Below are 25,546 nucleotides of genomic sequence, written 5' to 3'. Positions count from 1 at the left end.
TCCTTGTGAAAATTCGAAAGCGCCTGCGACCCATCGCCTCTGACGGTTCTGGATTGCGCGCCGCACAGTTAGAATAGCCGCCACTTTACGCCAGAAGCGACCCGCCATGACCGATCTGACGCTTTATCACAATCCGCGCTGCTCGAAATCCCGCGCCGCGCTGGAACTGCTCGAAGCCCGCGGCTTGCAGCCGACTATCGTGCGCTACCTGGAAACGCCGCTGAACGCCGCGCAAGTCAAGGCCCTGCTCGGCAAGCTCGGGATCAGCGCGCGGCAGCTGCTGCGCAGCGGTGAAGAGGAATACAAAACCCTGAACCTGGCCGACGCCAGCCTCAGCGAGCAGCAATTGATCGACGCCATCGCCGCACACCCGAAACTCATGGAGCGGCCGATTCTGGAAGTCGGCGACAAGGCCGTCATCGGTCGCCCACCGGAAAACGTGCTGGAGTTGTTGCCATGAGCACGCCGTACATTCTGGTTCTTTATTACAGCCGCAGCGGTTCGACCAACGAGATGGCCCGGCAAATCGCCCGTGGCGTCGAGCAGGCCGGAATGGAGGCGCGTTTGCGTACGGTGCCGGCGATTTCCACAGAGTGCGAAGCGGTGGCGGCAGACATTCCCGATGAAGGCGCGCTCTACGCCAGCCTCGACGATTTGAAGAACTGCGCCGGCCTCGCCTTGGGCAGTCCGACGCGTTTCGGCAACATGGCCGCGCCGCTCAAGTACTTCCTCGACGGCACCAGCAACCTCTGGCTGACCGGCGCGCTGGTCGGCAAACCGGCCGGCGTGTTCACCTCCACCGCCAGCCTGCACGGCGGTCAGGAAACCACGCTGCTGTCGATGATGTTGCCGCTGTTGCACCACGGGATGCTGATCACCGGCCTGCCCTACAGTGAATCGGCGCTGCTCGAAACCGAAGGTGGCGGCACGCCTTATGGCGCCAGCCATCACGCCGGTGCCGACGGCAAGAACGGTCTCGATCAGCACGAAGTGGCGCTGTGCCGCGCACTGGGTCTGCGTCTGGCGAAAACCGCGCAGAAGCTGGTGGGCTGATGGCGAAGAAGCCGAAAATCCTGCCCTCGGTAGAGTGGCTTGAGCCACGAGTGAAGGCGATGCGCGTGCTCAGCCTGCTGAGCTTTTTCGCCCTCGCCGGGTTGCTCGCCGCTTATTACCTGCTGTTCGCCGACCTGCATGGCGCGCGGCCGTGGGTGATTCTGCTGGTCGAGCTGATCCCGTGGCTGGTGCTCGCCCCGGCGATGATCATGGGCAGCGCCCGTGGCCATTCGTGGATGTGTTTTGTGGTGAACCTGTATTTCATCAAAGGCGCACTGGCGGCATACGACCCCAACCGGCAGCTGTTCGGCCTGCTGGAAATGGCCGCGAGCCTGGCAGTGTTCTGCTCGGCGCTGTTGTATGTGCGCTGGCGCTATCAGTTGAATCGCAAATTGGCGGGTGAAGGCGAGATCAGCGTCGCCTGAACAACCGCTTTCGCGAGCAGGCTCGCTCCCACATTTGGCATGCACTGTGGGAGCGAGCCTGCTCGCGAATGCAGCGCAGCGGTTTTAATGGTTGACGGTGTAGGCGAGCATCATCGAAATCTGGCTCATCGGCCGTCCGCCGCTCTGTTCGTGCCACTGGTTGAACGCGTTCTGCACCGTTGCCAGATCACGCTGGCTGGTCGGCACTTTGTCGACGATCTTCTGCGCATTCAACGCCGCAACCACGTCGTAGCTGGGCACGAATGTGTCCTTGCCGACCATGCGCAAAAAGCGCGGCGCCGACAGCCCGCCGAGTTGGTGGCCGTGCCTTTTCAAGTAGGTCCACAGGCCGACGATATCGGTCACTGGCCAGTCGGCGATCAGCGCGCCGAAGCTGCCCTTGTCCTTTTCCACATCGAGGATGAACTGCGCATTGCGCGGCACGCTCTTCAGTTTGCCGAGGTGACGGATGATCCGTGCGTCCTGCATCAGCCGCTCGAGGTGTTCGGCGCTCATCAGCACGACTTTTTCCGGATCGAACTTGAAGAACACTTCTTCGAACGCCGGCCACTTGGCGTCGACCAGGCTGTGCTTGAGCCCGGCGCGAAAAACCCGCAGGGCCATGGTCGAGAGGTAGCGGTCGTCGCGGATCTTGCGCAGTTGTGCGGGGGTCTTGGGAACGGGCAGATGGGCTTCCAGTTCAGCCGCCGAACCGAAACGGTTCAGACAGTATTCGTGCAGCCACTTGTAATCGCGCATGCCCTCTCCTGAGGTTTGGAAATGAATAACCCATGCAGAAGCTGTCCCCTCAACCACAGGGCTCGCTTCTACAGGTTGTGTTTACAGATTGACGACATTGACGAAACGCGAAGCCGCGGTCTCGTCGATCTTCAGGCTGGTGAAGTCGAACAGGTTGCGGTCGGCCAGTTGCGACGGCACCACGTTCTGCAGGCTGCGGAAAATCGATTCGGTGCGGCCCGGGGTCTTGCGGTCCCAGTCCTGGAGCATTTCCTTGACCACCTGGCGCTGCAGGTTTTCCTGTGAGCCGCAGAGGTTGCACGGGATGATCGGGAATTGCTTGAGGTCCGAGTAGGCCTGAATGTCCTTCTCGTTGCAGTACGCCAGCGGGCGGATCACCACGTTGCGGCCATCGTCGGCGCGCAGCTTCGGCGGCATCGCTTTCAGGGTGCCGTTGAAGAACATGTTGAGGAAGAACGTTTCGACGATGTCGTCGCGGTGATGACCGAGGGCCATTTTCGTCGCGCCGATTTCGTCAGCGAAGGTGTACAGCGTGCCGCGACGCAGGCGCGAGCACAGCGAACAGGTGGTCTTGCCTTCCGGCACCAGTTCCTTGACCACCGAGTAAGTGTCCTTCTCGACGATGTGATACTCGATGCCCAGTTCTTTCAGGTAGGCCGGCAGCACGTGCTCGGGAAAGCCCGGCTGTTTCTGGTCCATGTTCACCGCGACGATGTCGAACTTGATTGGTGCAACCTTCTGCAGGTGCATCAGCACGTCAAGCATGGTGTAGCTGTCCTTGCCCCCGGACAGGCAGACCATGACCTTGTCGCCGTCTTCGATCATGTTGAAATCGGCGACCGCTTCGCCGGCCAGGCGGCGCAGGCGCTTTTGCAGTTTGTTCTGGTTGACCGTAAGAGTGCCCATGACGCGAAATCCGTGAGGTGTGACGAAAAGCCGGCATTTTACGCACAAACCCCAGTAGCGCGAAGCATCTGTGGCGAGGGGATTCATCCCCGCTGGGTTGCGAAGCAGCCCCAGAACCTGAGAACTCGTATCGCCTGACACTGCGCGCTGAATGGCCTGGCGACTGCTGCGCAGCCGAACGGGGATAAATCCCCTCGCCACAAAAGTGTTTCAACCTCAAGAATGCCTTCCCCGCAAGACCCCGAGGCGATTATTCATCCCGTTTACAGCGCGATTTGCTCTAAGCCCGGCATACCGGTGCGCTGGAGTCCTTTCTATACTGCGACATAAGGTCGCACACATCTGAAGACCTGTATTTGCTCGGCCATCTTGGCCCGTAGGCGCTCCGTTGGGGGGCGATGGCAATGACAAGAGGAGTGAATGGCATGATCCATCACGTAGTGGGACTGTTTACCCACCCCGATCAGGAATGGAAGGAGATCCGTGGCGACCAAGAGGAAAGTATCAGCCACATGTACCTGACGCATACGCTGATTCTGGCGGCGATCCCCGCTGTGTCGGCGTTCATCGGCACGACCCAGGTCGGTTGGGTGATCGGCAACCGCGCGCCGGTGATGCTCACGTTCGAAAGCGCCTTGTGGATGACCATCATGTCGTACCTGGCGATGCTCGGCGGGGTCGCGGTGATGGGCGCCTTCGTGCACTGGATGGCACGAACCTATGACGCCAATCCAAGCCTGGCCCGTTGCGTAGCCTTTGCCACATACACCGCGACACCGTTGTTTGTCGGCGGTCTGGCGGCGCTGTATCCGCACATGTGGCTGGGGATGATCGTCGGCACAGCGGCCATCTGCTACACGGTGTATCTGTTGTATGTCGGCCTGCCGACCTTCATGAACATCCCTTCGGATGAAGGTTTCCTGTTTTCCAGCTCGGTGCTCGCGGTTGGGCTGGTGGTGCTGGTGGCGATCATGGCGTTCACCGTGATTGTCTGGGGCCTGGGTGTCGGCCCGGTCTATACCAACTGACCTGTTTCCTCCCTGAGAAAAACAACATCTGCCAATACAGGCCGCCGCAAGGCGGCCTTCTCGTTGGGCGACGACCATTCGGCAGGTCAGCGATTCGCAAGTCGCCGGGGTTGCGGCATACTCGGCGTCTCTGGAGATCCATCAAGCATGCCCGAGCAACTCAATACCCGCGTCGAAGATTGTTACCAACTCGCTGAATCCTTTTTCAAACGCTCCTTCAAACGCCCCGTCGTCAGCCTCAAGCTGCGCGGGCAGAAAGCCGGTGTCGCGCATCTGCACGAGAACCTGCTGCGCTTCAATCCGCAGCTGTACCGGGAGAACACCGAACACTTCCTCAAGCAGACCGTGGCTCACGAAGTCGCCCACCTGATCGCGCATCAACTGTTCGGCGACCGCATCCAGCCCCATGGCGAGGAGTGGCAACTGATCATGCGCGGCGTCTACGAACTGCCGCCGGACCGCTGCCATACCTATGAAATCAAGCGGCGCAGCGTGACCCGCTATATCTACAAATGCCCGTGCCCCGACAGTGATTTCCCGTTTACCGCCCAGCGCCATGGCCTGGTGCGGCAAGGGCGGCGGTATCTGTGCCGGCGCTGCCGCAGTACGCTGGTGTTCAGTGGTGAGATGCGGGTGGAATAGTTGCTTTCTGCGGTGCCCTGACTGGCCCCTTCGCGAGCAGGCTCGCTCCCACAGGGGAATGCATTTCAATGTGGGAGCGAGCCTGCTCGCGAAGGCGGCGGCATGGGCGCTACAGAATCACCTTGGCCGAACGCAACTCGGCGATCCGCCCAGCACTCAAGCCCAGCTCCCCCAACACCTCATCCGTATGCTGCCCCAACCCCGCGCCAACATGCCTCGGCGCCGGCAACGCCTCAGAAAATTTCAACGGACAGGACATCTGCGCCTGCGTCGTGCCATCGCCGCGCGGCACCTGGGTCACCAGCTTCCGCGCCTGCATTTGCGGATGGCGCAGCGCCTCGCCCAGACTCAGTACCGGCTCGACACAGGCATCGACCCCGGCGAACAACTCACACAGTTCTGCAAAATCATGCCGTTCGAATTCGATCCGCAACGCCTCTTTCAAGGCTTGTTGTTGCTCAGGCCTGGGCGACAACCCTTGCGCCGCCAGTTCCGGCCGGCCCAGCGCCGTGCACAATTGCTGCATGAACGCTGGCTCCAGACTGCCCACCGACATCCAGCGCCCATCCCGGGTGCGGTAATAGTCATAGAAACTGCCGCCGTTAAGCATCTGGTCTTCCCGGCCCGGTTCCGCGCCGCAGGCCAGATAGCCAGCGCCGGCCATGGCGTTCAGGCTGAACGCGCAGTCGGTCATGCTCACATCCAGATGGGTGCCCTGACCGGTTTGCTGGCGGGCAATCACCGCTGCCAGCAAGCCGATCACGCCGTGTAGCGAGCCGCCCGCCACGTCCGCCACCTGCATGCCCAACGGCAACGGCCCGCTGTCGGCGCGCCCGGTATAGCTGGCAAGCCCGGCCAGCGCGAGATAGTTGATGTCATGCCCGGCGCGTTCCTTGTACGGCCCGGTCTGGCCGTAACCGCTGATCGACACATAAATCAGCTTGGGATTGGTCGCTTTCAACGCTTCATAACCCAGGCCCAGGCGCTCCATCACCCCGGGGCGAAACTGCTCGAGCACGATGTCGTACTCGCCCAGCAGTTGCTTGATGATCTGCAGCGCTTCGGGCTGTTTCAGGTCAAGCGCCAGACTGCGCTTGTTGCGGTTCAGATAAGCGTGGCTGGCCGAGACCCCGCCATCATGCGGCGGCAGCACCCGCAGCAGATCCATACGCGTCGGCGATTCGATGCGCAGCACCTCGGCGCCCATGTCCGCCAGCAGCAACGAGGCGAACGGCCCCGGCAGCAAGGTCGAGAAATCGAGAATCTTCAGTGAGGCCAGCGGTGCAGACATGGGCGAACTCCTTGGGCGATGTACTCAGCCTAGGCAGCCATCGCCGATGCGGCAATCACCGCAAATGTCAGCAGGTGTGACCGTTGCGCTCAAATTCCGGGCAAGAAAAAACCCCTGTGGCGAGGGGATTTATCCCCGTTGGGTCGCGAAGCGGCCCCTTCTCTGGAATTGGAAGAAGAGGCCCGCTGTGCTGTCCATCGGCGGTAAATCCCTCACCACAAGGGATTTTTTACAACCTCACATCGTACTGATGCGCAGTTCTTGTATTTACTTCACATTGCTCGGGGTTGGGCCTTCAGCCACCCCCAGGTCATCTTCTTCACGCTCATCGGAGATACCGCGACCGCCGGAAGCCAGCTCGGTCTGCAGTTGATCGGTGTCCAGTTCCTTGACCCACTTGGCGACGACGATGGTCGCAACAGCGTTACCGACCAGGTTGGTCAGGGCGCGGGCTTCGGACATGAAGCGGTCGATACCGAGGATCAGCGCCAGACCGGCAACCGGCAGGTGACCTACCGCCGACAGCGTTGCGGCCAGCACGATGAAGCCCGAACCGGTCACACCCGCCGCGCCTTTGGAGGACAGCAGCAGCACCAGCAGCAGGGTGATCTGGTGGGTGATGTCCATGTGCGTGTCGGTCGCCTGGGCGATGAACACGGCGGCCATGGTCAGGTAGATCGAAGTACCGTCGAGGTTGAACGAGTAACCGGTCGGGATCACCAGACCCACGACGGATTTCTTCGCGCCCAGACGCTCCATCTTGATCAGCATGCGTGGCAGTGCCGATTCCGACGAGGACGTGCCCAGTACGATCAACAGTTCTTCACGGATGTAGCGCACCAGCTTGAACACGCTGAAACCGTGAGCCCGGCAGATCGCACCCAGCACCAGCACGACGAACAGAACGCAGGTGATGTAGAAGCAGATCATCAACTGGCCCAGTTGCACCAGCGAGCCGACACCGTAGGCACCGATGGTGAACGCCATGGCACCGAACGCACCCAGTGGCGCCAGTTTCATGATCATGTTGATGATGTTGAACATCACGTGGGCGAAGCGATCGATCATGTCCAGCAGCGGACGACCGTACGAGCCGAGGCGATGCAGGGCGTAGCCGAAGATCACCGAGAACATCAGCACTTGCAGGATGTCACCGGTGGCGAACGCGCCAACGATGGTGTTCGGGATCACATTGAGGAGGAAACCGACAATGCTCTGGTCTTTACTGGCCGTCACGTAGGTGGCGATTTTCGAGGCGTCGAGGGTGGTGACGTCGATGTGCATGCCGGCGCCCGGTTGCACAACGTTGACCACGACCAGACCGATCAGCAGGGCAATGGTGGAAACGATTTCGAAGTACAGCAGCGCGTAGCCGCCGGTCTTGCCCACCGACTTCATGTTCTGCATGCCGGCGATGCCGCTGACAACAGTACAGAAGATGATCGGGGCGATGACCATTTTGATCAGCTTGATGAAGCCGTCACCCAGTGGCTTGAGGGCCACACCGGTCTGCGGATAGAAGTGACCAAGCAGGATGCCGATGGCGATGGCAACGATCACCTGGAAATACAGGGATTTGTACAGTGGCTGACGAGTCGTCATTGCAGGTTTCCTCAAGCGTCCAGCGGCAACATCCATCTGTCGAGCGCTGAACCTTAATTGCGAACCCTCCTGCACTGGAGGGATTTGTTGTTGGAACGGCATTTTTCCCGGTCGGAGAAATGCACGCTTCTGTGGCTTGTATCGCAAACGTCGTGCCAGATTGGTGCGGATGGCAGCAAGCCTTTTGATATCAGGGCCTGCGGGATTTTCCTGACGCCAATCAGTGACTTGAGGCATGGCGGATTTCCGCCAACTGAGCGTTCAGCGTCCTGCAATTTGGCGGAAATCCGCCTTGTGGCGTTGCCGGCCCGCCATTACGATCGGTGCCTGAACAAGGATTGCCGCTTATGCGCGAACGCACCATCGCCAGCCATTTCGCCCGTGCCGCTCTTGGCGGCGCACGCCGGCGCGGCCTGGATTATTCAGGCCTGTTGCAGCAACTGGGGATCAGCCCGGAATTGCTCGACGAGCCCCGCGCGCGGATTGCCCCGGAGCAGTTCACCCGGCTGATTCAGGGTTTGTGGCTGGCGCTGGACGACGAATACCTGGGTTTCGGCAGCGCGCCGAGCAAGCCCGGCAGCTTCGCCATGATGTGCCACGCCTCGATTCACTGCCGCAACCTGGAGAAGGCTCTGCAACGTGGCTTGTTGTTTTACAGCCTGTTCCCCGACTCCCCACGCCTGACCCTGCGCCGCGAAGACGAATGGGTGCGTTTGAGTCTGGACGACGCGCAGTGGTGGGACCCGGATCATTTTCTCAGCGAGAGTCTGTTGGTGATCTGGCACCGCCTCGGCAGTTGGCTGATCGGCCAGCGCATTCGCCTCGAGCAGGCGACTTTCAGCTATCCGCGCCCCGAGCACGGCGGCGAATACGATCTGCTGTTCCCCTGCCCGCTGACCTTTGATGCCGAGCAAAGCAGCCTGCTGTTTCACAGTCGCTACCTGGCCATGCCGCTGTTGCAGGACGAACGCACGCTCAAACATTTTCTCGAACGCTCCCCCGCCGACCTGCTCTCGCGCCCGGACGACGGCGACAGCCTGAGCAGCCGCCTGCGCCGCTTGCTCAGCCGCGACGCTGCGAGTTGGCCGGATCTGGAAGCGGTTGCGGCGCATCTGCATATCAGCCCGCAGACCTTGCGCCGGCACTTGCGCGAGGAAGGCACCAGTTTTCAGGAGCTGAAGGATCAGCTGCGGCGGGATATCGCCATCTACCATCTGGGCCGGGCGGATCTGTCGTTGCAACAGATTGCCGAGCAGCTCGGGTTCTCTGAGCCTTCGGCGTTTCACCGGGCATTCAAGAAATGGACGGGGCTGACACCGGGGGCTTATCGGGCACAGGAGTTGTGAAAGATCAAAAGCCCCTCACCCTAACCCTCTCCCAGAGGGAGAGGGGATTGACTGGGGATGCTGAAGATCTGGACCGGCCTGACAGTTATTCAGTGAATCCATATCCACTGCAAGTTGCTCAGGTCGATAAATTTCTCAAGACACTTAGGTCAGTTCCCTCTCCCACTGGGAGAGGGTTAGGGTGAGGGCCGCTTCATTCACACCGCCGGAAAATGAATCCTGAACGCCGCCCCGCCCATCGGTGAATCCCCCAAAGCCAAACGCGCGTTGTAGCTTTCGATGATGTCCTTGACCACCGCCAGCCCGATGCCCTGCCCGGGATGCTGGGCGTCCAGGCGTTCGCCGCGTTCCAGAATCCGCGCACGCTGATCGAGGGGCACGCCCGGGCCATCATCCTCGACGCACAATTCGATCCCGGCCAAGGACTCGCGCACGCTGACCCGCACTTCGCCGAGGCACAGGCGATAGGCGTTTTCCAGCAGGTTGCCGAGCATTTCCAGCAAGGCGCCCTGCTCGATCGGCACGTAGCAATGCTCGGGCAGATCAAAGGTCACGCGCACGTGTTTGTCGCGGTAGACCTTGTCCAGCGTATCGCAGAGGCTTTTGAGCACTGGTTGCAGGCGCACCTGATGACGCACCAGGCCGCTTTTGCGCAGGCTGGCCCGTTGCAGTTGGTAGCTGATCTGCTGGCTCATGCGTTCGATCTGACTTTGCAGCACCCAGGCCTGATCGCGGTCTGCGGGACGCTGGGCCATGTCTTCGCTGACGCCTTGCAGCACCGCCAACGGGGTTTTCAGGCTGTGGGCGAGGTCGTCGAGGGAGTCGCGGTAGCGGCTGCGTTGCTGGCGTTCGCTGAGCAGCAAGCGGTTGAGCGAGCCGGTCAGGCGCAGCAGTTCACGCGGGTGTTTTTCCGTCAGGCTTTCGCGGGTACCGCCTTCGATTTCGTCGAGTTCCTGGCTCAAGCGGCGCAGCGCCTTAAGGCCCCAGGTCAGGCCGATCCATAGCAGCGCCAGCAACACCAGCAACGCCGCGCCGAAGCCCAGATAGAGATTTTCGCGCAGGCCTTCGAGGGTGGTTTCGTATTCACGCACCGGTTGCAGAGCGACGATGCTGAACGCTGCGCTTTTGCCGCCGAGCAGCTTGACTTCGACGTCGTAGACGAAGAACTCCTGACCGCTGGCTTCACGAATCCGCGCGAACTCGTTGCCGAGGCCGTCGTAACGCGGTTTGTAGTTGATCTGTTCTTCCTGGGTGGCTTTCGAGCGCCACACCAGTTTGCCGTCGCGGTCGTAGATATAGCCGAGCAAACGGAAATCGGTGAGGTTGAAGCGCTCGTCGGGCAATTGCGACGGCATCACCAGCCGACCGTTTTCCACCCGGGCGGCGGAGATCAATGTGGTGACGTCGGAGGCCAGGCGTTGTTCGATCGAGTCCTGCAAGGCAAGGCTGAAGGCGCCCTGCATCGCCGGCAACAATGCGAGCATGAACAATACCGCCAACGTGGTGGCGGCGAGCATCAAGCGAACGCGAAGGGAACGGATCAAGTGCAGCGCTCATTGAACAGGTAACCGAGGCCGCGCACGGTGTCGATCGGTTTGAACCCGGCCGGGCCTTCGAGCTTGCGGCGCAGACGGCCGACCAGCACTTCGATGACATTCGGATCGCGCTCGTCGTCATCCGGATACAACTGCTCCATCAAGCGATCCTTGGGCACCACTTGCTGGTGATGGCGCATGAGGTACTCGAGGATGCGGTATTCGTAAGCGGTCAGCGCCAGCGGTTGCTCATCGAGGCTGGCCTGTTTGCGATTGAGGTCGAGCAGCAACGGCCCGGCGACGATGGTCGACTGGGTGAAACCGCTGGAGCGGCGCAGCAATGCGTTCAGGCGTGCGTCGAGTTCTTCGAACTGAAACGGCTTGACCACGTAATCGTCGGCACCGGCGGCGAGTCCTTCAACCTTGTCCTGCCAGTTGCCGCGCGCAGTGAGTATGAGGATCGGGAAGGTCTTGCCGCCCGAGCGCAACTGGCGGATCAGGTCGAGGCCGCCCATGCCCGGCAGGCCGAGATCGATCACCGCCAGATCGAAGTTGTACTGGCCGGTCTGGTACAGCGCCTCCTCGGCATTGGCCACGGACTCGACCACATGACCGCTTTCCGTCAGGCGGGTTTGCAGGTGATGACGCAACAGCGCCTCGTCTTCGACGACCAACAGTTTCATGCCTTTCTCCCTATCACTTGAACTCTCCAGGCAACTACCTGTGGGAGCGAGCCTGCTCGCGAATCCGGTGGATCAGCCAAGCAAGTGTCGGCTGATACACCCCTTTCGAGCAGGCTCGCTCCCACACTTCAAACTGCGACAACCGCTTAGAAATAGTAGTTGGCCGACAGGTAGGTCTGCGCGCTGCTGGTCAAGCCCAGCGAGCCCTGTTTGCTGCCGCCGCTCTCTTTCATTTCGGTGCTGGCGTTGCTGCGCAGGTAACGGTAACCGAGTTCTATCGAGGTGTTCTGCGAAACTTGCTGCAACACACCCACCTGGCCACCGATGGCGTAACCGATGTCGCTGTCACGGCTGAAACCCGGCGAATCCTGCGTCAGCTTGGTCAGACCGGCCGTGGCGCCACCGAACAGTTTGGTGCTGCCGCCCACCGGGTAGAACAGGTCATAGCTGCCGAGCAGATTTTCCTGGCGCAGTTTAACGCCATTGTGCGAGCCGGAAACGTTGTCGTAGGTGGCGTAGTAGCGGCCCTGGCTGTTTTGCTGACCGAGGCGCATGCCGTAGGTGTTGTTGCCGTCGATGGCCCCGGTGACGTTGGGGTTGCCGAGATTGTTGTTGAGCGCGTGGGACTTGTCGATCTTGTCGCTGGTCTGGCCGAATGTCAGGCCGGCGAAGTTGCTGGTGTCGTCGGCGTTGGCCGCGATGCTGGAGCCTAACAGGGTAAAAGCCAGCAGCAGTTTGTTTAAACGAGTCATGGGTATTTCCTCTTTCACAGTGCTGTTTGGGTATGGCGCAAGGTTACTGAGCCGCCCCTGTACGGCCCCTGAACCGTCTCTGAACCTGACCTGAACCGGATCGACTAGGCTGTTCTGACCACTTTCAATAAGGAGACCCGACCATGCGCCTGTTCCTCGCCCTCACTTTGCTGGCAGTCAGCAGCTTCACCCAGGCTGCGATCAAGACTGCAGAAATTCCCTACCAAAGCGCCGACGGCAGCCAACTGATCGGCTACTACGCCTATGACGACGCGATCAAAGGCCCACGCCCCGGCGTTGTCGTGGTCCACGAATGGTGGGGGCTGAACGATTACGCCAAGCGCCGCGCGCGGGATCTCGCCGAACTCGGCTACAGCGCGTTGGCCATCGATATGTACGGCGACGGCAAAAACACCGAGCACCCGAAAGACGCCATGGCCTTCATGCAGGCAGCGACCAAGGACGCCGATGCGGCGAGCAAGCGCTTCGCCGCCGGGCTCGATCTATTGAAGAAGCAAAAGCAGACCGACCCGAACCGGATTGCCGCCATCGGTTATTGCTTCGGTGGCGCCGTGGTGCTGAATGCGGCGCGTCAGGGTGTGCCGCTGGCCGGTGTGGTGAGTTTCCATGGCGCGCTGGCAACCAAGACCCCGGCGACTCCGGGCAGTGTGAAGGCGAAAATCCTCGTCGAGCACGGTGCGCTGGACAGCATGGTCACTCAGGACCACGTCACCGCGTTCAAGTCGGAGATGGACAAGGCCGGGGCGGACTACCAGTTCGTCAGTCTGGATGGCGCCAAGCATGGTTTCAGCAATCCGGATGCCGATCGCCTGAGCCATGGCGAGCATGGCGGGCCGGACATTGGTTACAACAAGGCGGCGGACGAGAAGTCGTGGGCGGATATGCAGGCGTTCTTCAAGAAAATTTTCGGTTGAGTCAGTAACGCCGAGGCGCGGCTTTCGCGAGCAGGCTCGCTCCCACATTGGATCCCTGTCGCACAGAAGATCCCCTGTGGGAGCGAGCCTGCTCGCGAAGGCTTCACCGCCGATCTCGACCTCGCCCCGACTAACCGGCAAAATGCCCGCCATGCATACCACCCCCGCCCTGCCCGCCTGCTGCACTGCGCTCGACAGCCACTGGCCGTTGCCGACGGTCCTGGCCGACACCGTGCTGCTCAGTACCCACTTCGACCCGACACGCCTGCTTGGCGATGACTTCCAGCGCAGCGCTGTGCCGGCGCCGCCGAGCATTCAGCGCTCGGTGGCCAAGCGCCAGGCCGAGTTTCTCGCTGGACGCATCTGCGCGCGGGCCGCGCTGCAACAACTCGAAGGCCTGAATATCGTCCCGCCGATTGGCGAAGACCGCGCGCCGGTTTGGCCGGCGCACATCTGCGGCTCAATCACCCACAGCACTGGCCGCGCGGCGGCGATTGTCGCCAACAAACAGCACTGGCGCGGCTTGGGCATGGATCTGGAAAACCTGTTGAGCCACGAGCGCGCCGAACGTCTGGCCGGGGAAATTCTCACCCCGGCGGAAATGCAGCGCATGGCGGCGGGTTCTCAGGAGCAACTGGCGCTGCGGGTGACCCTGACGTTTTCGGTGAAAGAGAGTTTATTCAAAGCGCTGTACCCGATCGTGCAGCAGCGTTTTTATTTCGAGCATGCCGAAGTGCTGGAATGGACTGCGGCGGGTCAGGTCAGGCTGCGGTTGCTGACTGATTTGTCCAGCGAATGGCGCAACGGATCGGAGCTGGAGGCGCAGTTTGCAGTGCAAGATGGGCAGTTGTTGAGTCTGGTCAGCATTCAAGCCTGAAGTCTTGCATTGCCTGTTATGGCTCGCTCCCCCAGGGGATTGCATTTCAAATGTGGGAGCGAGCCTGCTCGCGAAGGCGGTATCCCGAATCTCAGCGGCGCTCCTGATTCCTCGGCCAACTCAGACTGAAACACGCCCCACCCAGGCTCTTGCTCTTGCCAATGATCGCGCGGCCGTCGTGCCAGTGAATGATCCGCCGCACAATCGACAACCCCAAGCCATGCCCGCCCGAGGCCCGCGTGCGGCTATCGTCCAAGCGCAGAAACGGCGTGAAGATCCGCTCCCACGCCACTTCCGGCACGCCCGGTCCGTCGTCCTCGACGTCGATCCGGCAACGCAACTGGCCGACCTGATAACTCACCGTCACCTGCGAATGCGCATGACGCATCGCGTTGCCCACCAGATTCTGCAGCGCCCGATGCAAATAACGCGGCTCGGCCTCGACCCAGGCGCCGTCGTTGTCGGCCGATGACAGACACAATCCGCGCTGTACCGTGACCTCGGCGCGCAGCGGCGCCAATTCTGCGATCACCTGATTGACCAGCGCATCCAGATCGATGCGCTGGAAGGTCAGCGCCGGCGAACCCTGCTCCAGTCGTGCGTAGGTGAGCATTTCGTCGACCAGCTTATCGAGGTCCTCGATGTCGTGATCCATGCCTTCGCGGTATTTCTCCAGCGCTTGCGGAGTGGTCGCCGTGCCGATCATTTCCAGACCGAAACGCAGCCGCGCCACCGGCGTGCGCAGCTCGTGAGACACCGCGCGCACCAGTTCACGCTGGATCGCCAGCAACTGTTGCAAGTGCTCGGCCATGCCATTGAACGCCGACGCCAGCCGCCCGACCGAGTCGGCACCGCGCGCAGGCACACGGGTTTCCAGGCTGCCCTTGGCGATCCGCGTGGCCGCCGCTTCGAGGCCGCGCAAACGTCGCTCGAGCTGACGCACCAACAGATAAACGATAAGGCCGATCAGCGTCAGACCGAGCGCAGCAATCAGCACCAGCCATTCCGGCGGGTACGGATTCATTTGATACAGCGGGCCGATTTCCAGCACCCACGGCGTACCGACCATGCCAGCGAAGACGCGGATCGAATCGCCGCCCTTGCCCAGCGCCATCACCGTGTCGCCCTCGGCCACGCGGCGGCTCTGGTCCTCGTCCATGTCGGCGTCATTCACCGTGACCAGCCGCAGGTCGAAGCCGAAACCCTTCTCTTTCTTTATTTGTGCCAGACGTTTGGGCTGTTCGCCGACCGGCACCCGCACCAGTTCATCGGCCAGCAGATAAATAGTCGCCCGGGCCAGTTGCTCGCTGATTTGCTGTACCTCGCCCACCAGCATCATTTGCTCTTTTTCGCTGACCAGCCGATAAACCTTGGCCGCATGTGGCCCGGTTTGCTCGACCAGCGCTTGACCGCGCAGCACACGGGTGCGCTGGGCCAGATCGAGGTCGGTTTCGGCGAACTTCTTCAGTGTCAGCGGTATACCAAGCAGCCGCTCCCACACCAGCAACGCGCGATGGCGTTCGGTCTGGTTCATCGGTTGCAGATTGTCGGCCATCAGCGAGAAGGTGCCGTGGGCCAGACGCTCGCGGTATTGCTCGCTGCGCACCTGATTGAGCAGGTTCAGCGCCAGCACGCCGAGCACCGCCACCAGAATCAGCGCGGCGCACATGCCGCCGTAGATGCGCAGGAAGATCGAATTCACAGCGCCAGGTCTGCGCAGGCTTCCGGGACGAACAGATAGCCTTTGCTGCGAATGGTCTTGATCAGGCGCGGATGATCGGGGTCGTCGCCGATTTTCGGGCGGATACGCGAGATGCGCACGTCGATCGAGCGGTCCTGACCGTCATAGCCGATGCCGCGTAATGCAGTGAAGATTTCTTCCCGGGAAAGAATCCGCCCGGCGTTGGACACCAGCAGCCACAGCAGGTCGAACTCGGCGCTGGTCAGCTCGATGCCGTTGTCGCTCAGCCAGGCTTCGCGTAACGCGTTGTCGACCACCAGTGGACCGAATTGCAAGCGCCGGGATTTTTCCGCGACCGGCTCCGGTGTGTCACTGCGTCGCAGCAACGCCTGGATGCGCGCCAGCAACAAGCGCGGACGCACCGGTTTGCACACATAGTCGTCGGCACCGAGGTCAAGGCCGTGGATCTGATCAGCGTCATCGGTGCGCGCGGTGAGCATCAGGATCGGCCCGTCATACTGGCTGCGCACCTTGCGGCAGATGCTCAGGCCATCCTCGCCGGGCAGCATCAGATCGAGGATCACCAGATCCGGTTGCTCCTTGATGATCCGCGCCGCCGCCAGCGCACCGTTGCCTTCGATCTCCACGCGCAGGCCATTGGCTTGCAGGTAATCGCGGGTGAGCTCGGCCAGTCGCTGGTCATCCTCGACGATCAATACCTGCCAGGTTTGTTGCTCCACCGGTGACCTCTGCTTGCTGTTTTTATTAAAAGAAGAAAGACAATCGCCTGACACGGACAAAACCTGTGGGAGCGAGCCTGCTCGCGAAAGCGTCTGTTGCTCCAACCTGAATGCTCAGCGGTCAACCGATTCGCGAGCAGGCTCGCTCCCACAATCCTGCGTGTACCTCCCGATCATCTGTCATGTTTCAGGAGGATAAAAATGCCCATGCACCCAGCGATTGTATAAACGCCGCTCACCCGGAAAACAAGTCGGTAAATGCGTTCGGACAAGGCCGAATTCTGTGATAGGGTTCGCGCCCTTAAAAAACCGCTGAAGCGTTTTTCCAGGCAAAAAAACAGTGACAAACGGTCTGGCTCAGCAGGTTCGCGGCCTACACGCGTTTTCCCTGTTTCTTACACAAATTACGCACAGGCTTATCCACAGGTAGTACGTTGCAATCCCCCCCTGAAACGCATTATCTTGTAGCACGGCGAAAACAGAGACCCTACATATAGGGTTTTCACCTAAAACGCCCAACCACATTTCAGACCTGAAACTCAAGTGCTTTATGGCCAGTTTCCGGTAGAACAAGCGAGTTTTTTCAAGCCCAAACCGCACTGGCGGATGGCACCGTTTTATTTGGTCCGAAACGGACAAAACGGTATGGGTGTTGCAGTCATGACTGCCACCCGCGAAGGAATCCGGTGGCGAGCTTCGGCTCGTAACCAAAACTTCGGCAAGGATGCGGCGTTGCAGCCTTTTTCCTACTGTTCCGAAGTTTGTAATGCCGACGCCCGTCGGTTGCAGTGCTTCGGTACAGAACGGTGAGCACCATGACGGTGCCAAACAAACATAGAGAATGTGGAGACCACCCCCCATGCAAACCGACACAACTCGCGAGAACCCGCAGGGCACCTTGCCGCAGGCCGCCGATTCGACTTCGGATCTGGCAGCCACCGCGCCTGGCCAGCTGCGCGTGATCAAGCGTAATGGCACTGTCGTTCCTTACACCGATGACAAGATCACCGTCGCTATCACCAAAGCGTTCCTCGCAGTTGAAGGCGGCACCGCTGCCGCCTCGTCGCGAATCCACGACACCGTTGCGCGCCTGACCGAACAGGTCACCGCGACCTTCAAGCGTCGCATGCCATCGGGCGGCACCATCCACATCGAAGAAATCCAGGACCAGGTCGAACTGGCCCTGATGCGTGCCGGCGAGCAGAAAGTTGCACGCGACTACGTGATCTACCGTGACGGCCGTTCGAAAGAGCGCGCAGCTCACGCTCCTGCCGAAGCAGCAGTCAACGCGCACCCGTCGATCCGCATCACCCGCGCCGACGGCAGCCTCGCGCCGCTGGACATGGGCCGCCTGAACACCATCGTCACCGAGGCCTGCGAAGGTCTGGAAGAAGTCGATGGCGACCTGATCCAGCGCGAAACCCTGAAGAACCTGTACGACGGCGTGGCCCTGACCGACGTCAACACCGCCCTGGTGATGACCGCCCGTACCCTGGTCGAGCGCGAGCCGAACTACTCGTTCGTCACCGCCCGCCTGCTGATGGACACCCTGCGTGCCGAAGGCCTGAACTTCCTCGAAGTCGCCGAAAGCGCCACCCATCACGAAATGGCCGACCTGTACGCCAAGGCCCTGCCGGCCTACATCGCAAAAGGTATCGAGTTCGAACTGCTGAACCCTGTGCTGGCTACCTTCGACCTGGAAAAACTGGGCAAGGCGATCAACCACGAGCGCGATCAGCAATTCACCTACCTGGGCCTGCAGACCCTGTACGACCGCTACTTCATCCACAAGGATGGCGTGCGCTTCGAACTGCCGCAGATCTTCTTCATGCGCGTGGCCATGGGCCTTGCGATCGAAGAGAAGCAGAAAGAAGACCGTGCGATCGAGTTCTACAACCTGCTGTCCTCGTTCGACTACATGGCTTCGACCCCGACCCTGTTCAACGCCGGTACCCTGCGTCCACAGCTGTCGAGCTGCTACCTGACGACCGTGCCGGATGACCTGTCGGGCATCTATCACGCGATCCACGACAACGCCATGCTGTCGAAATTTGCTGGCGGCCTGGGCAACGACTGGACGCCGGTTCGTGCGCTGGGTTCGTACATCAAGGGTACCAACGGCAAGTCGCAAGGCGTGGTGCCGTTCCTCAAAGTGGTGAACGACACCGCTGTGGCCGTGAACCAGGGTGGCAAGCGCAAAGGCGCTGTGTGTGCCTACCTGGAAACCTGGCACATGGACATCGAAGAGTTCATCGAGCTGCGCAAGAACACCGGTGACGATCGTCGTCGTACCCACGACATGAACACTGCCAACTGGATCCCTGACCTGTTCATGAAGCGTGTCTTCGATGACGGCAAGTGGACCCTGTTCTCGCCATCCGAAGTACCGGACCTGCACGACCTGACCGGTAAAGCCTTCGAAGAGCGCTACGAGTACTACGAAGCGCTGACCGAGTACCCGGGCAAGGTCAAGCTGTTCAAGACCATCCAGGCCAAAGACCTGTGGCGCAAGATGCTGTCCATGCTCTTCGAAACCGGCCACCCATGGCTGACGTTCAAAGACCCGTGCAACCTGCGCAGCCCGCAGCAGCACGTCGGCGTGGTCCACAGCTCGAACCTGTGCACCGAGATCACCTTGAACACCAACAAGGACGAAATCGCCGTTTGCAACCTGGGCTCGATCAACCTGCCGAACCACATCGTCGACGGCAAGCTCGATACCGCCAAGCTGCAACGCACCGTGAACACCGCCGTGCGCATGCTCGATAACGTGATCGACATCAACTACTACTCGGTGCCGCAAGCGAAGAACTCCAACTTCCGCCACCGTCCGGTCGGTCTGGGCATCATGGGCTTCCAGGACGCTCTGTACCTGCAGCACATCGCCTACGGCTCCGACGCTGCCGTCGAGTTCGCCGACAAGTCGATGGAAGCGGTCAGCTACTACGCGATCCAGGCTTCCTGCGACCTGGCCGACGAGCGCGGCGCCTACGAGACATTCAACGGTTCGCTGTGGTCCAAGGGCATCCTGCCACTGGATTCGCAACAGATCCTGATCGAACAGCGTGGCGAGAAGTACATCGACGTCGACCTGAAGGAAACCCTCGACTGGGCACCGGTTCGCGCCCGTGTACAGAAAGGCATCCGTAACTCGAACATCATGGCCATCGCACCGACCGCGACCATCGCCAACATCACTGGCGTTTCGCAGTCGATCGAACCGACCTACCAGAACCTGTACGTGAAATCGAACCTGTCGGGCGAATTCACCGTGATCAACCCGTACCTGGTTCGCGACCTGAAGGCTCGCGGTCTGTGGGACTCGGTCATGATCAACGACCTGAAGTACTACGACGGTTCGGTGCAGCAGATCGAGCGCATCCCGCAAGAACTCAAAGAGCTCTACGCGACCGCGTTCGAAGTGGACACCAAGTGGATCGTTGACGCCGCCAGCCGTCGTCAGAAGTGGATCGACCAGGCCCAGTCGCTGAACCTGTACATCGCCGGCGCATCGGGCAAGAAGCTCGACGTGACCTACCGCATGGCCTGGTACCGTGGTCTGAAAACCACCTACTACCTCCGTGCCCTGGCCGCGACCAGCACCGAGAAGTCGACCATCAACACCGGCAAGCTGAACGCTGTTTCTAGCGGCGGCAACCACGGCGACGATTCGGTCCTGGCCGCTCCGGCAGGTCCTGCGCCAGTGCCAAAGGCCTGCGCGATTGACGAGCCGGATTGCGAAGCTTGCCAATAAGCTGAGCTGATTTCAGGCGTTGCGAGACGCCTGGGATCTTCAGACAAAAGAAAACCCCCGACAGACTTCTGGTTTGTTGGGGGTTTTCTTTATCCGTGGCAAATATCGTAGCCGAAAAAAACGGCGAAACCTGAGTTCAGGCTTCACCGTTATCTGGGTTACAACGCCTTCGTCAAACTGCGAATGACTCCGTCATTGCCTGCCCTACGACAGGAATAGTGAAGGACTCACCGTTGTTGGTGTAGAACTTTTCAATGTTGTTGGCGCCGGCATTCCAATCTTTGAGGAAGACACCGGAGTTGAGATTGCCACTTTCGACATCGGCGCGATTGAAAATGTAGACCCCCAAGTCATTCGATTTGAGTACAACATCATTGAAAGTCTGAATATTCCTCAGGGTAACAGTGTCAGTACCGGTAACCCCGTCATCGAAAATCGCCACCATGGTCTTCGAGGCGACGAAATACTGATCGCTTCCTTCACCACCATAGCCATCACCCGAAGCGCTCAGATAGAGTTTGTCGTTTCCTGCACCGCCATGTAGTTCATAACCATTGCCGATGGCTATTAACTCGTCATCGCCGTCGCCACCGTCTGCAATCGCGGACACGACAGTAATCCGGTCATTACCGCCGTCGCCGTAGTAAAGCGATCCTGCATCAAGTACGTAACCTGCAATGTAGTCGTTACCGTTGCCACCATGAATAATGTCTGCCTGGTTGTCGGTAGCAGGCTGGCCAGTCAACGCCCCCGTGATGGTGAAGCTATTGCCGTACAGAATGTCGTTGCCGTCGCCACCGTCAATGATATCGTTTCCGTCTCCGCCTTCGATCATGTTAGCTAGCGCGTTACCTGTCAGCGTATCGCTGAATGCAGAACCGACCAGGTTGTCGATGTTGCTCAACACATCCCCCTCGGCATCACCTCCGATGCCTGCACCGGTCAACAGGTTGACCTGCACGGCTGCCGAACTGTTGACATACCAGGCCGCATCGCCGCGTCCGACGCCGAACAGCACGTCCGCACCGCCTCCACCTACGAAGCTTTCAGCTGCTGCAGTGCTGCCGGTAAAGGTGTCCGCATAGTTGGAACCCAGGAAAGCCTCGATCGAGGTGTACACGTCACCTGCCCCCACACCGGTCAAAGGCGGAGCGCCGAGATTGAAGGTGACACCCTCGGTTTCATAGGCAAAGCTGAGGAAGTCGACACCGGCACCGCCATCGAAGCGATCCGCACCCGCGCCGCCGATGAAAATATCGCCGGCATTGGAGCCGTTTATCTGCTCAATACTGCTATAGGTATCCCCTGCTGCCGAGCCTCCATTGGCAACGCCAGTTTTAGTGCTGACAATCGCCATGCCGCCATCGGCATAACTGGCAATGTCGAAACCTGCACCGCCAATCAATTGATCCGCTCCTAGACCACCAAACAGGACGTCATTGCCTGCCCCTCCGGTGATGATGTTGTCGCCCACATTGCCGTGGCCGGTAAAGTTGCCCGTTCCCGTATAGGTCAACCGTTCTACTTCGGCGTTCAAGGTGTAACTGACTTGATTGGTGCGTACCTCATCATCACCCTCTCCCGCCAGCTCAGTGACCAGAACCGAACCGGTGCCCGTGGCAAAGTAGACGTCATTGCCCTGTCCGCCGGTAAAGTTCATCGTACTGGCAGTGACTGTGAACTGATCATCCAGAGCAGTCCCGACAATGTTCTCGAAATTGCTGAACACATCGCCTTGCGCATCACCGCCAACCCCTGACCCCGCATTGTTGGCGACCGTCAAAACGACACCTTGAGCAGATCCGGAATAGTCCAGCTTGTCAGCGGTGCCGCCCGCGCCGTCAAACACATCGGCCTGGACACTTGCAACGAAAGTGTCGTTGGAGGAGGAGCCCCGGAACGTCTCGATTCCGGAAAAGGTGTCTCCGGCGGCAATCCCGGTGTGTACGCCGGTCTTGAAGTTCAGCGTCACGCCGACGCCACTGTAATCATCCTCGTAACTGACAGTGTCATTACCGGCGCCGCCGATCAATTGATCGGCACCGCCACCGCCCATGAGTACGTCATTGCCGCTACCGCCAGTGATGACGTTATCACTGGCGTTACCTCTCCCCGTGAAGTTGCCGGTCCCTGTTCCGGTATAGGTCAGGCGCTCTACGCCAGCGCTTAATGTAGCGCTGGCCTGGCTGGTGCGCACTTCATCATAGCCACCGTCGACGGTCTCGATGACAGTCAATGCACCCGTGCCGTTAACGATGTAGACATCGTTACCTGCCCCCCCGGCAAACGTCATCGAGCCCGCTGCGAGGGTGAACTGATCATCCTGAGCTGTACCGATGATGTTCTCGAAGTTGCTGAACACGTCGCCCTGAGCATCGCCGCCCACTCCAACGCCGCCGCCATTGGTAACGGACAGGGTGATGGCCTGGGCGGAACTGGAGTAATCCAGTTTGTCGATGCCGCCAGCGCCATCAAGGGTATCGACCGCAAGACTGGCGACAAACGTATCGCCATTGGCTGAACCACGGAAACCTTCAATGCCGGAGAAGGTATCACCGGCAGCTATCCCTGTATGAACGCCATTCTTCAGGTCGACGGTTACCCCTGCTTTAGTGGGGTCATCCTCATAGCTGACAGTGTCGATACCACTCCCGCCGATGAACTGGTCAGCGCCCGCTCCCCCCATGAGCACATCGTTACCCGCACCGCCGGTGATGACGTTGTCACTGGCATTGCCCCGCCCGGTGAAGTTGCCGCTGCCGGTATAGGTCAATCGTTCGATTTCCGCCCCCAGCACACCACTGGCCTGACTGGTACGTATCTCATCATCACCCCCTCCCGCAACTTCGATGGCGTTGATCACCCCGCTGGCATCGACGACGTAAACGTCGTCGCCCGCCCCGCCACTGACGGTGATTGTTCCAGCAGTCGCTGAGAACCGGTCTGCATAGGCCGAGCCACCAATCCACTCCATATTGCTGAACTGGTCGCCTTGCGCGTCACCACCCGAGCCAGTGCCGGCACCGTTGGCAATGGACAGGCTGATGGCTTGGGACGAATCCGCGTAATCCAGCTTGTCCAGACCACCCGCGCCATCCAGCGTGTCGGCTCCAGTACCGGCGAAGAAAGTATCGCCATAGGCCGAACCCCGGATTGCCTCGATGCTCTCGAAAGTGTCTCCCTGAGCCATGCCCGTGTGCACGCCAGTCTTCAGATTTAGGGTCACACCAGCACCGGTCCTTTCATCTTCATAGCTGGCAGTGTCCAGACCGGCGCCGCCGATGAGCTGATCTGCCCCTGCTCCGCCGATCAACACATCGTTGCCGCTGCCGCCGGTAATAACGTTATCTCCGGCATTGCCCCGCCCCGTGAAGTTGCCGGTACCGGTGTAAGTGAGGCGTTCAACGTTGGCAGCCAGCGTCATGTCGACTTTATTGGTGAAGAGTTGGTCGATACCACCGCCAGCTGTTTCGATGATGACGCCGTTGGCATTGTTGTTTAAAACATAAACATCGTCGCCCGCACCGCCGTTGAGCACCAGTCCACCGCCGGTGAGGGTGAACGTATCGTTGAATACCGTGCCGACGATGGTTTCGACATTGGTGAACGAGTCACCTTGGGCATCGCCGCCAGAGCCAGTACCGGCTCCAGCAATGGACGAAAGAATGTTTATGGCCTCGGCAGAGGTCGAATAGTCCAGGGTGTCGCTACCCTGAAGCCCATCGAAGGCATCGGCAGCCGCACCGCTGACAAACGTGTCTGTGTAGTTCGTTCCCTTGTAGAGTTCGATACCGGAGTAGCTGTCTCCCAAGGCAATGCCGGTATTACTGCCGGTCTTGAGATTGAGCGTCACACCGACGCCATTAACAACATCTTCATAGCTGGCGGTATCGAAGCCGGCACCACCATTCAATTGATCTGCACCTGCCCCCCGATCAATACGTCGTCACCCGCGCCGCCCGTAATGATGTTGTCACCAGCGTTACCGGTGCCCTTGAAGTTCCCGCCCCCCGTAAAGGTCAGGCGTTCGACATTTGCCGCCAGATATGCGGTGTTTTGTGTGGTGCGCACCTCATCGTCGCCGCCGCCTGCCACTTCAATGATGCCAGCGTTAGTGTTGCCGCTGATTATGTAAACATCGTTACCCGCCCCGCCGTTAAGTGTCAGTCCGCCGCCGGTGAGGGTGAAGGTATCGTTGAACGCTGAACCGACAATCGTTTCAACATTGGTGAACGAGTCCCCCTGTGCATCTCCGCCAGTACCGGTACCTGCACCGCCAACGGAGGACAGAATGTGGACGGCCTGATCCGACGTCGAATAGCTGAGCGTATCCGCGCCCTGCAGACCGTCGAAGTTATCGGCTGCCGCGCCACTGACAAAGGTATCGCCGTAATTCGTACCTTTGTAGAGTTCGATGCCGAAGTAACTGTCGCCTAGCGCAATGCCTGTGTTGACCCCGGTCTTGAGGTTCAGTGTCACGGGAACGCCATTGACCACTTCTTCATAACTTGCGATATCGAAACCGGCCCCTCCCGACAATTGGTCGGCACCTGCGCCACCCGTCAAGACATCGTCACCTGCCCCTCCGGTGATGACATTGTCGCCGGCGTTGCCAACGCCTTTGAAGTTACCCGTGCCGGTAAAGGTCAGACGCTCGACGTTTACCGCCAGATAAGCAGTGTTTTGCGTGGTGCGAACCTCATCGTCACCGCCGCCTGCTGCTTCGATGATGCTGGCGTTGGTATTGCCGTTGATTATGTAAACGTCGTTGCCGGCCCCGCCGTTAAGCGTCAGCCCACCGCCGGTGAGGGTGAAGGTATCGTTGAATGCCGAACCGACAATGGTTTCAACATTGGTGAATGAATCGCCTTGGGCGTCCCCACCGGTACCCGTGCCAGCAGCCCCGACAGAGGAAAAAATATTGATAGCCTGGTCAGATGTTGCGTAGCTAAGCGTGTCATTTCCCTGAAGACCATCAAAGGTGTCGGCTCCGGAACCACTGACGAAAGTGTCCGCCCAGTTCGTACCCCGAAACACTTCGATATCGGTGAACGTATCGCCCTTGGCGGCGCCGGTGTGCACACCTGTCTTGAGATTCAGCGTTACCGAAATGACATTAGTCACATCCTCATAACTGGCTATATCAACTCCCGAACCGCCGTTGATCTGGTCGGCCCCTTCCCCACCCATCAATACATCGTTACCAGCGCCGCCATTTAACACGTCATCCCCGGCATAGCCCCGAATCTGATCATCACCAGCGGTACCCAACAGGGTATCCGCAGCGTTGGTGCCATATATAACTGCCATTACATCTTCCTTGTGTGTGTGTCGGAAACTGCGCTAAGACGCCAGGCGCTTCGGGGTCGCCCCTCTCTGAGCATGCACTGGGCATTGTTACGTGTTGTATTGAGCAGGCAAGGCAGCGCCTTCGATGCGGTACGACGAGCAACGGTGCGTACACGCGACACCAGCGACCAGCCCGATAGGCAACGAAATCTGATTACGCAGGAAGGATTCACTGGCTCTGCCTGCTC

At 59.9% G+C, this 25,546-nt stretch carries 20 protein-coding genes; 9 read left to right on the top strand and 11 right to left on the bottom strand.

The window, feature by feature from the left end; all coding sequences use genetic code 11:
• The first annotated feature begins 106 nt into the window (after positions 1-106).
• The 3 genes from arsC to AB4N47_RS03790 are packed head-to-tail and all read left to right on the top strand — an operon-like array spanning position 107 to position 1,478.
• On the top strand, positions 107-460 hold the full coding sequence (gene arsC, locus AB4N47_RS03800) for an arsenate reductase (glutaredoxin) (RefSeq protein ID WP_341639002.1): 354 nt from the start codon (positions 107-109) through the stop codon (positions 458-460).
• The gene (wrbA, locus tag AB4N47_RS03795; RefSeq protein ID WP_137213924.1) at positions 457-1,053 is read left to right on the top strand and encodes an NAD(P)H:quinone oxidoreductase; all 597 of its coding nucleotides are present in this window, start codon (positions 457-459) and stop codon (positions 1,051-1,053) included. The genes arsC and wrbA overlap by 4 nt, the downstream gene beginning before the upstream one ends.
• Positions 1,053-1,478, top strand: a complete 426-nt coding sequence (locus AB4N47_RS03790; RefSeq protein WP_341639001.1) for a DUF2069 domain-containing protein — start codon at positions 1,053-1,055, stop codon at positions 1,476-1,478. Before wrbA ends, AB4N47_RS03790 begins: the two co-directional genes overlap by 1 nt.
• Before the next feature lie 84 nt (positions 1,479-1,562).
• Here the strand turns inward: AB4N47_RS03790 and AB4N47_RS03785 are convergent, their stop codons facing one another.
• Together AB4N47_RS03785 and ttcA are read right to left on the bottom strand one after the other, a co-directional pair.
• Positions 1,563-2,237 carry a DNA-3-methyladenine glycosylase I gene (locus AB4N47_RS03785; protein ID WP_341639000.1) on the bottom strand — a complete coding sequence of 225 codons (675 nt, stop codon included), beginning with the start codon at positions 2,235-2,237 and terminating at the stop codon, positions 1,563-1,565.
• An 81-nt stretch (positions 2,238-2,318) separates the two neighbouring features.
• Positions 2,319-3,143, bottom strand: coding sequence for a tRNA 2-thiocytidine(32) synthetase TtcA (gene ttcA, locus AB4N47_RS03780; protein ID WP_024013975.1), 825 nt, complete (start codon positions 3,141-3,143; stop codon positions 2,319-2,321).
• 425 nt (positions 3,144-3,568) lie between these two features.
• On the opposite strand from ttcA, the gene AB4N47_RS03775 reads away from it, so the two are divergent.
• Both AB4N47_RS03775 and AB4N47_RS03770 read left to right on the top strand, forming a co-directional pair.
• Positions 3,569-4,171, top strand: a complete 603-nt coding sequence (locus AB4N47_RS03775; protein ID WP_016773629.1) for a Yip1 family protein — start codon at positions 3,569-3,571, stop codon at positions 4,169-4,171.
• Positions 4,172-4,318: 147 nt separating this feature from the next.
• On the top strand, positions 4,319-4,813 hold the full coding sequence (locus AB4N47_RS03770) for a SprT family zinc-dependent metalloprotease (protein ID WP_024013976.1): 495 nt from the start codon (positions 4,319-4,321) through the stop codon (positions 4,811-4,813).
• A gap of 109 nt (positions 4,814-4,922) precedes the next feature.
• Here the strand turns inward: AB4N47_RS03770 and AB4N47_RS03765 are convergent, their stop codons facing one another.
• Positions 4,923-6,104, bottom strand: a complete 1,182-nt coding sequence (locus AB4N47_RS03765) for a CaiB/BaiF CoA transferase family protein (RefSeq protein WP_341638999.1) — start codon at positions 6,102-6,104, stop codon at positions 4,923-4,925.
• A 267-nt stretch (positions 6,105-6,371) separates the two neighbouring features.
• Complete coding sequence (locus AB4N47_RS03760) at positions 6,372-7,706, bottom strand: dicarboxylate/amino acid:cation symporter (RefSeq protein WP_024013978.1); 1,335 nt, start codon at positions 7,704-7,706, stop codon at positions 6,372-6,374.
• Between the two features lie 347 nt (positions 7,707-8,053).
• On the opposite strand from AB4N47_RS03760, the gene AB4N47_RS03755 reads away from it, so the two are divergent.
• Entirely contained in the window at positions 8,054-9,052 is a 999-nt protein-coding gene (locus AB4N47_RS03755) for an AraC family transcriptional regulator (RefSeq protein WP_341638998.1), read from the top strand.
• Between the two features lie 197 nt (positions 9,053-9,249).
• Here AB4N47_RS03755 and AB4N47_RS03750 read toward each other — a convergent pair whose 3' ends face one another.
• The 3 genes from AB4N47_RS03750 to AB4N47_RS03740 form a co-directional block, all read right to left on the bottom strand.
• Complete coding sequence (locus AB4N47_RS03750; protein WP_073472181.1) at positions 9,250-10,596, bottom strand: ATP-binding protein; 1,347 nt, start codon at positions 10,594-10,596, stop codon at positions 9,250-9,252.
• Positions 10,593-11,270: a response regulator transcription factor gene (locus AB4N47_RS03745; protein ID WP_016773623.1), complete on the bottom strand. Its 678-nt coding sequence runs from the start codon at positions 11,268-11,270 to the stop codon at positions 10,593-10,595. The genes AB4N47_RS03750 and AB4N47_RS03745 overlap by 4 nt, the downstream gene beginning before the upstream one ends.
• Positions 11,271-11,416: 146 nt before the next feature.
• Complete coding sequence (locus AB4N47_RS03740) at positions 11,417-12,022, bottom strand: membrane protein (RefSeq protein ID WP_016773622.1); 606 nt, start codon at positions 12,020-12,022, stop codon at positions 11,417-11,419.
• Between the two features lie 143 nt (positions 12,023-12,165).
• On the opposite strand from AB4N47_RS03740, the gene AB4N47_RS03735 reads away from it, so the two are divergent.
• The gene (locus AB4N47_RS03735) at positions 12,166-12,957 is read left to right on the top strand and encodes a dienelactone hydrolase family protein (RefSeq protein ID WP_341638997.1); all 792 of its coding nucleotides are present in this window, start codon (positions 12,166-12,168) and stop codon (positions 12,955-12,957) included.
• 151 nt (positions 12,958-13,108) lie between these two features.
• Positions 13,109-13,834: a 4'-phosphopantetheinyl transferase family protein gene (locus AB4N47_RS03730; RefSeq protein WP_341638996.1), complete on the top strand. Its 726-nt coding sequence runs from the start codon at positions 13,109-13,111 to the stop codon at positions 13,832-13,834.
• Between the two features lie 91 nt (positions 13,835-13,925).
• Here AB4N47_RS03730 and AB4N47_RS03725 read toward each other — a convergent pair whose 3' ends face one another.
• Both AB4N47_RS03725 and AB4N47_RS03720 read right to left on the bottom strand, forming a co-directional pair.
• Positions 13,926-15,536, bottom strand: a complete 1,611-nt coding sequence (locus tag AB4N47_RS03725) for an ATP-binding protein (protein ID WP_341638995.1) — start codon at positions 15,534-15,536, stop codon at positions 13,926-13,928.
• Positions 15,533-16,255 (bottom strand): response regulator, encoded by a 723-nt coding sequence (locus tag AB4N47_RS03720; protein ID WP_056788095.1) that lies wholly within the window; start codon positions 16,253-16,255, stop codon positions 15,533-15,535. The genes AB4N47_RS03725 and AB4N47_RS03720 overlap by 4 nt, the downstream gene beginning before the upstream one ends.
• A gap of 859 nt (positions 16,256-17,114) precedes the next feature.
• Between AB4N47_RS03720 and AB4N47_RS03715 the strand changes: the two genes are divergently transcribed.
• Entirely contained in the window at positions 17,115-20,009 is a 2,895-nt protein-coding gene (locus tag AB4N47_RS03715) for a ribonucleoside-diphosphate reductase subunit alpha (RefSeq protein WP_024013986.1), read from the top strand.
• Positions 20,010-20,181: 172 nt separating this feature from the next.
• Here the strand turns inward: AB4N47_RS03715 and AB4N47_RS03710 are convergent, their stop codons facing one another.
• The gene (locus AB4N47_RS03710) at positions 20,182-23,922 is read right to left on the bottom strand and encodes a beta strand repeat-containing protein (protein WP_460154421.1); all 3,741 of its coding nucleotides are present in this window, start codon (positions 23,920-23,922) and stop codon (positions 20,182-20,184) included.
• Complete coding sequence (locus AB4N47_RS03705; protein ID WP_460154420.1) at positions 23,919-25,319, bottom strand: hypothetical protein; 1,401 nt, start codon at positions 25,317-25,319, stop codon at positions 23,919-23,921. The genes AB4N47_RS03710 and AB4N47_RS03705 overlap by 4 nt, the downstream gene beginning before the upstream one ends.
• Positions 25,320-25,546: the final 227 nt, after the last annotated feature.

This window comes from Pseudomonas sp. S3_G06, from assembly GCF_054667565.1.
The sequence above is the reverse complement of the archived record's forward strand: the minus strand, read 5'-3'. Positions and strand labels throughout refer to the sequence as shown.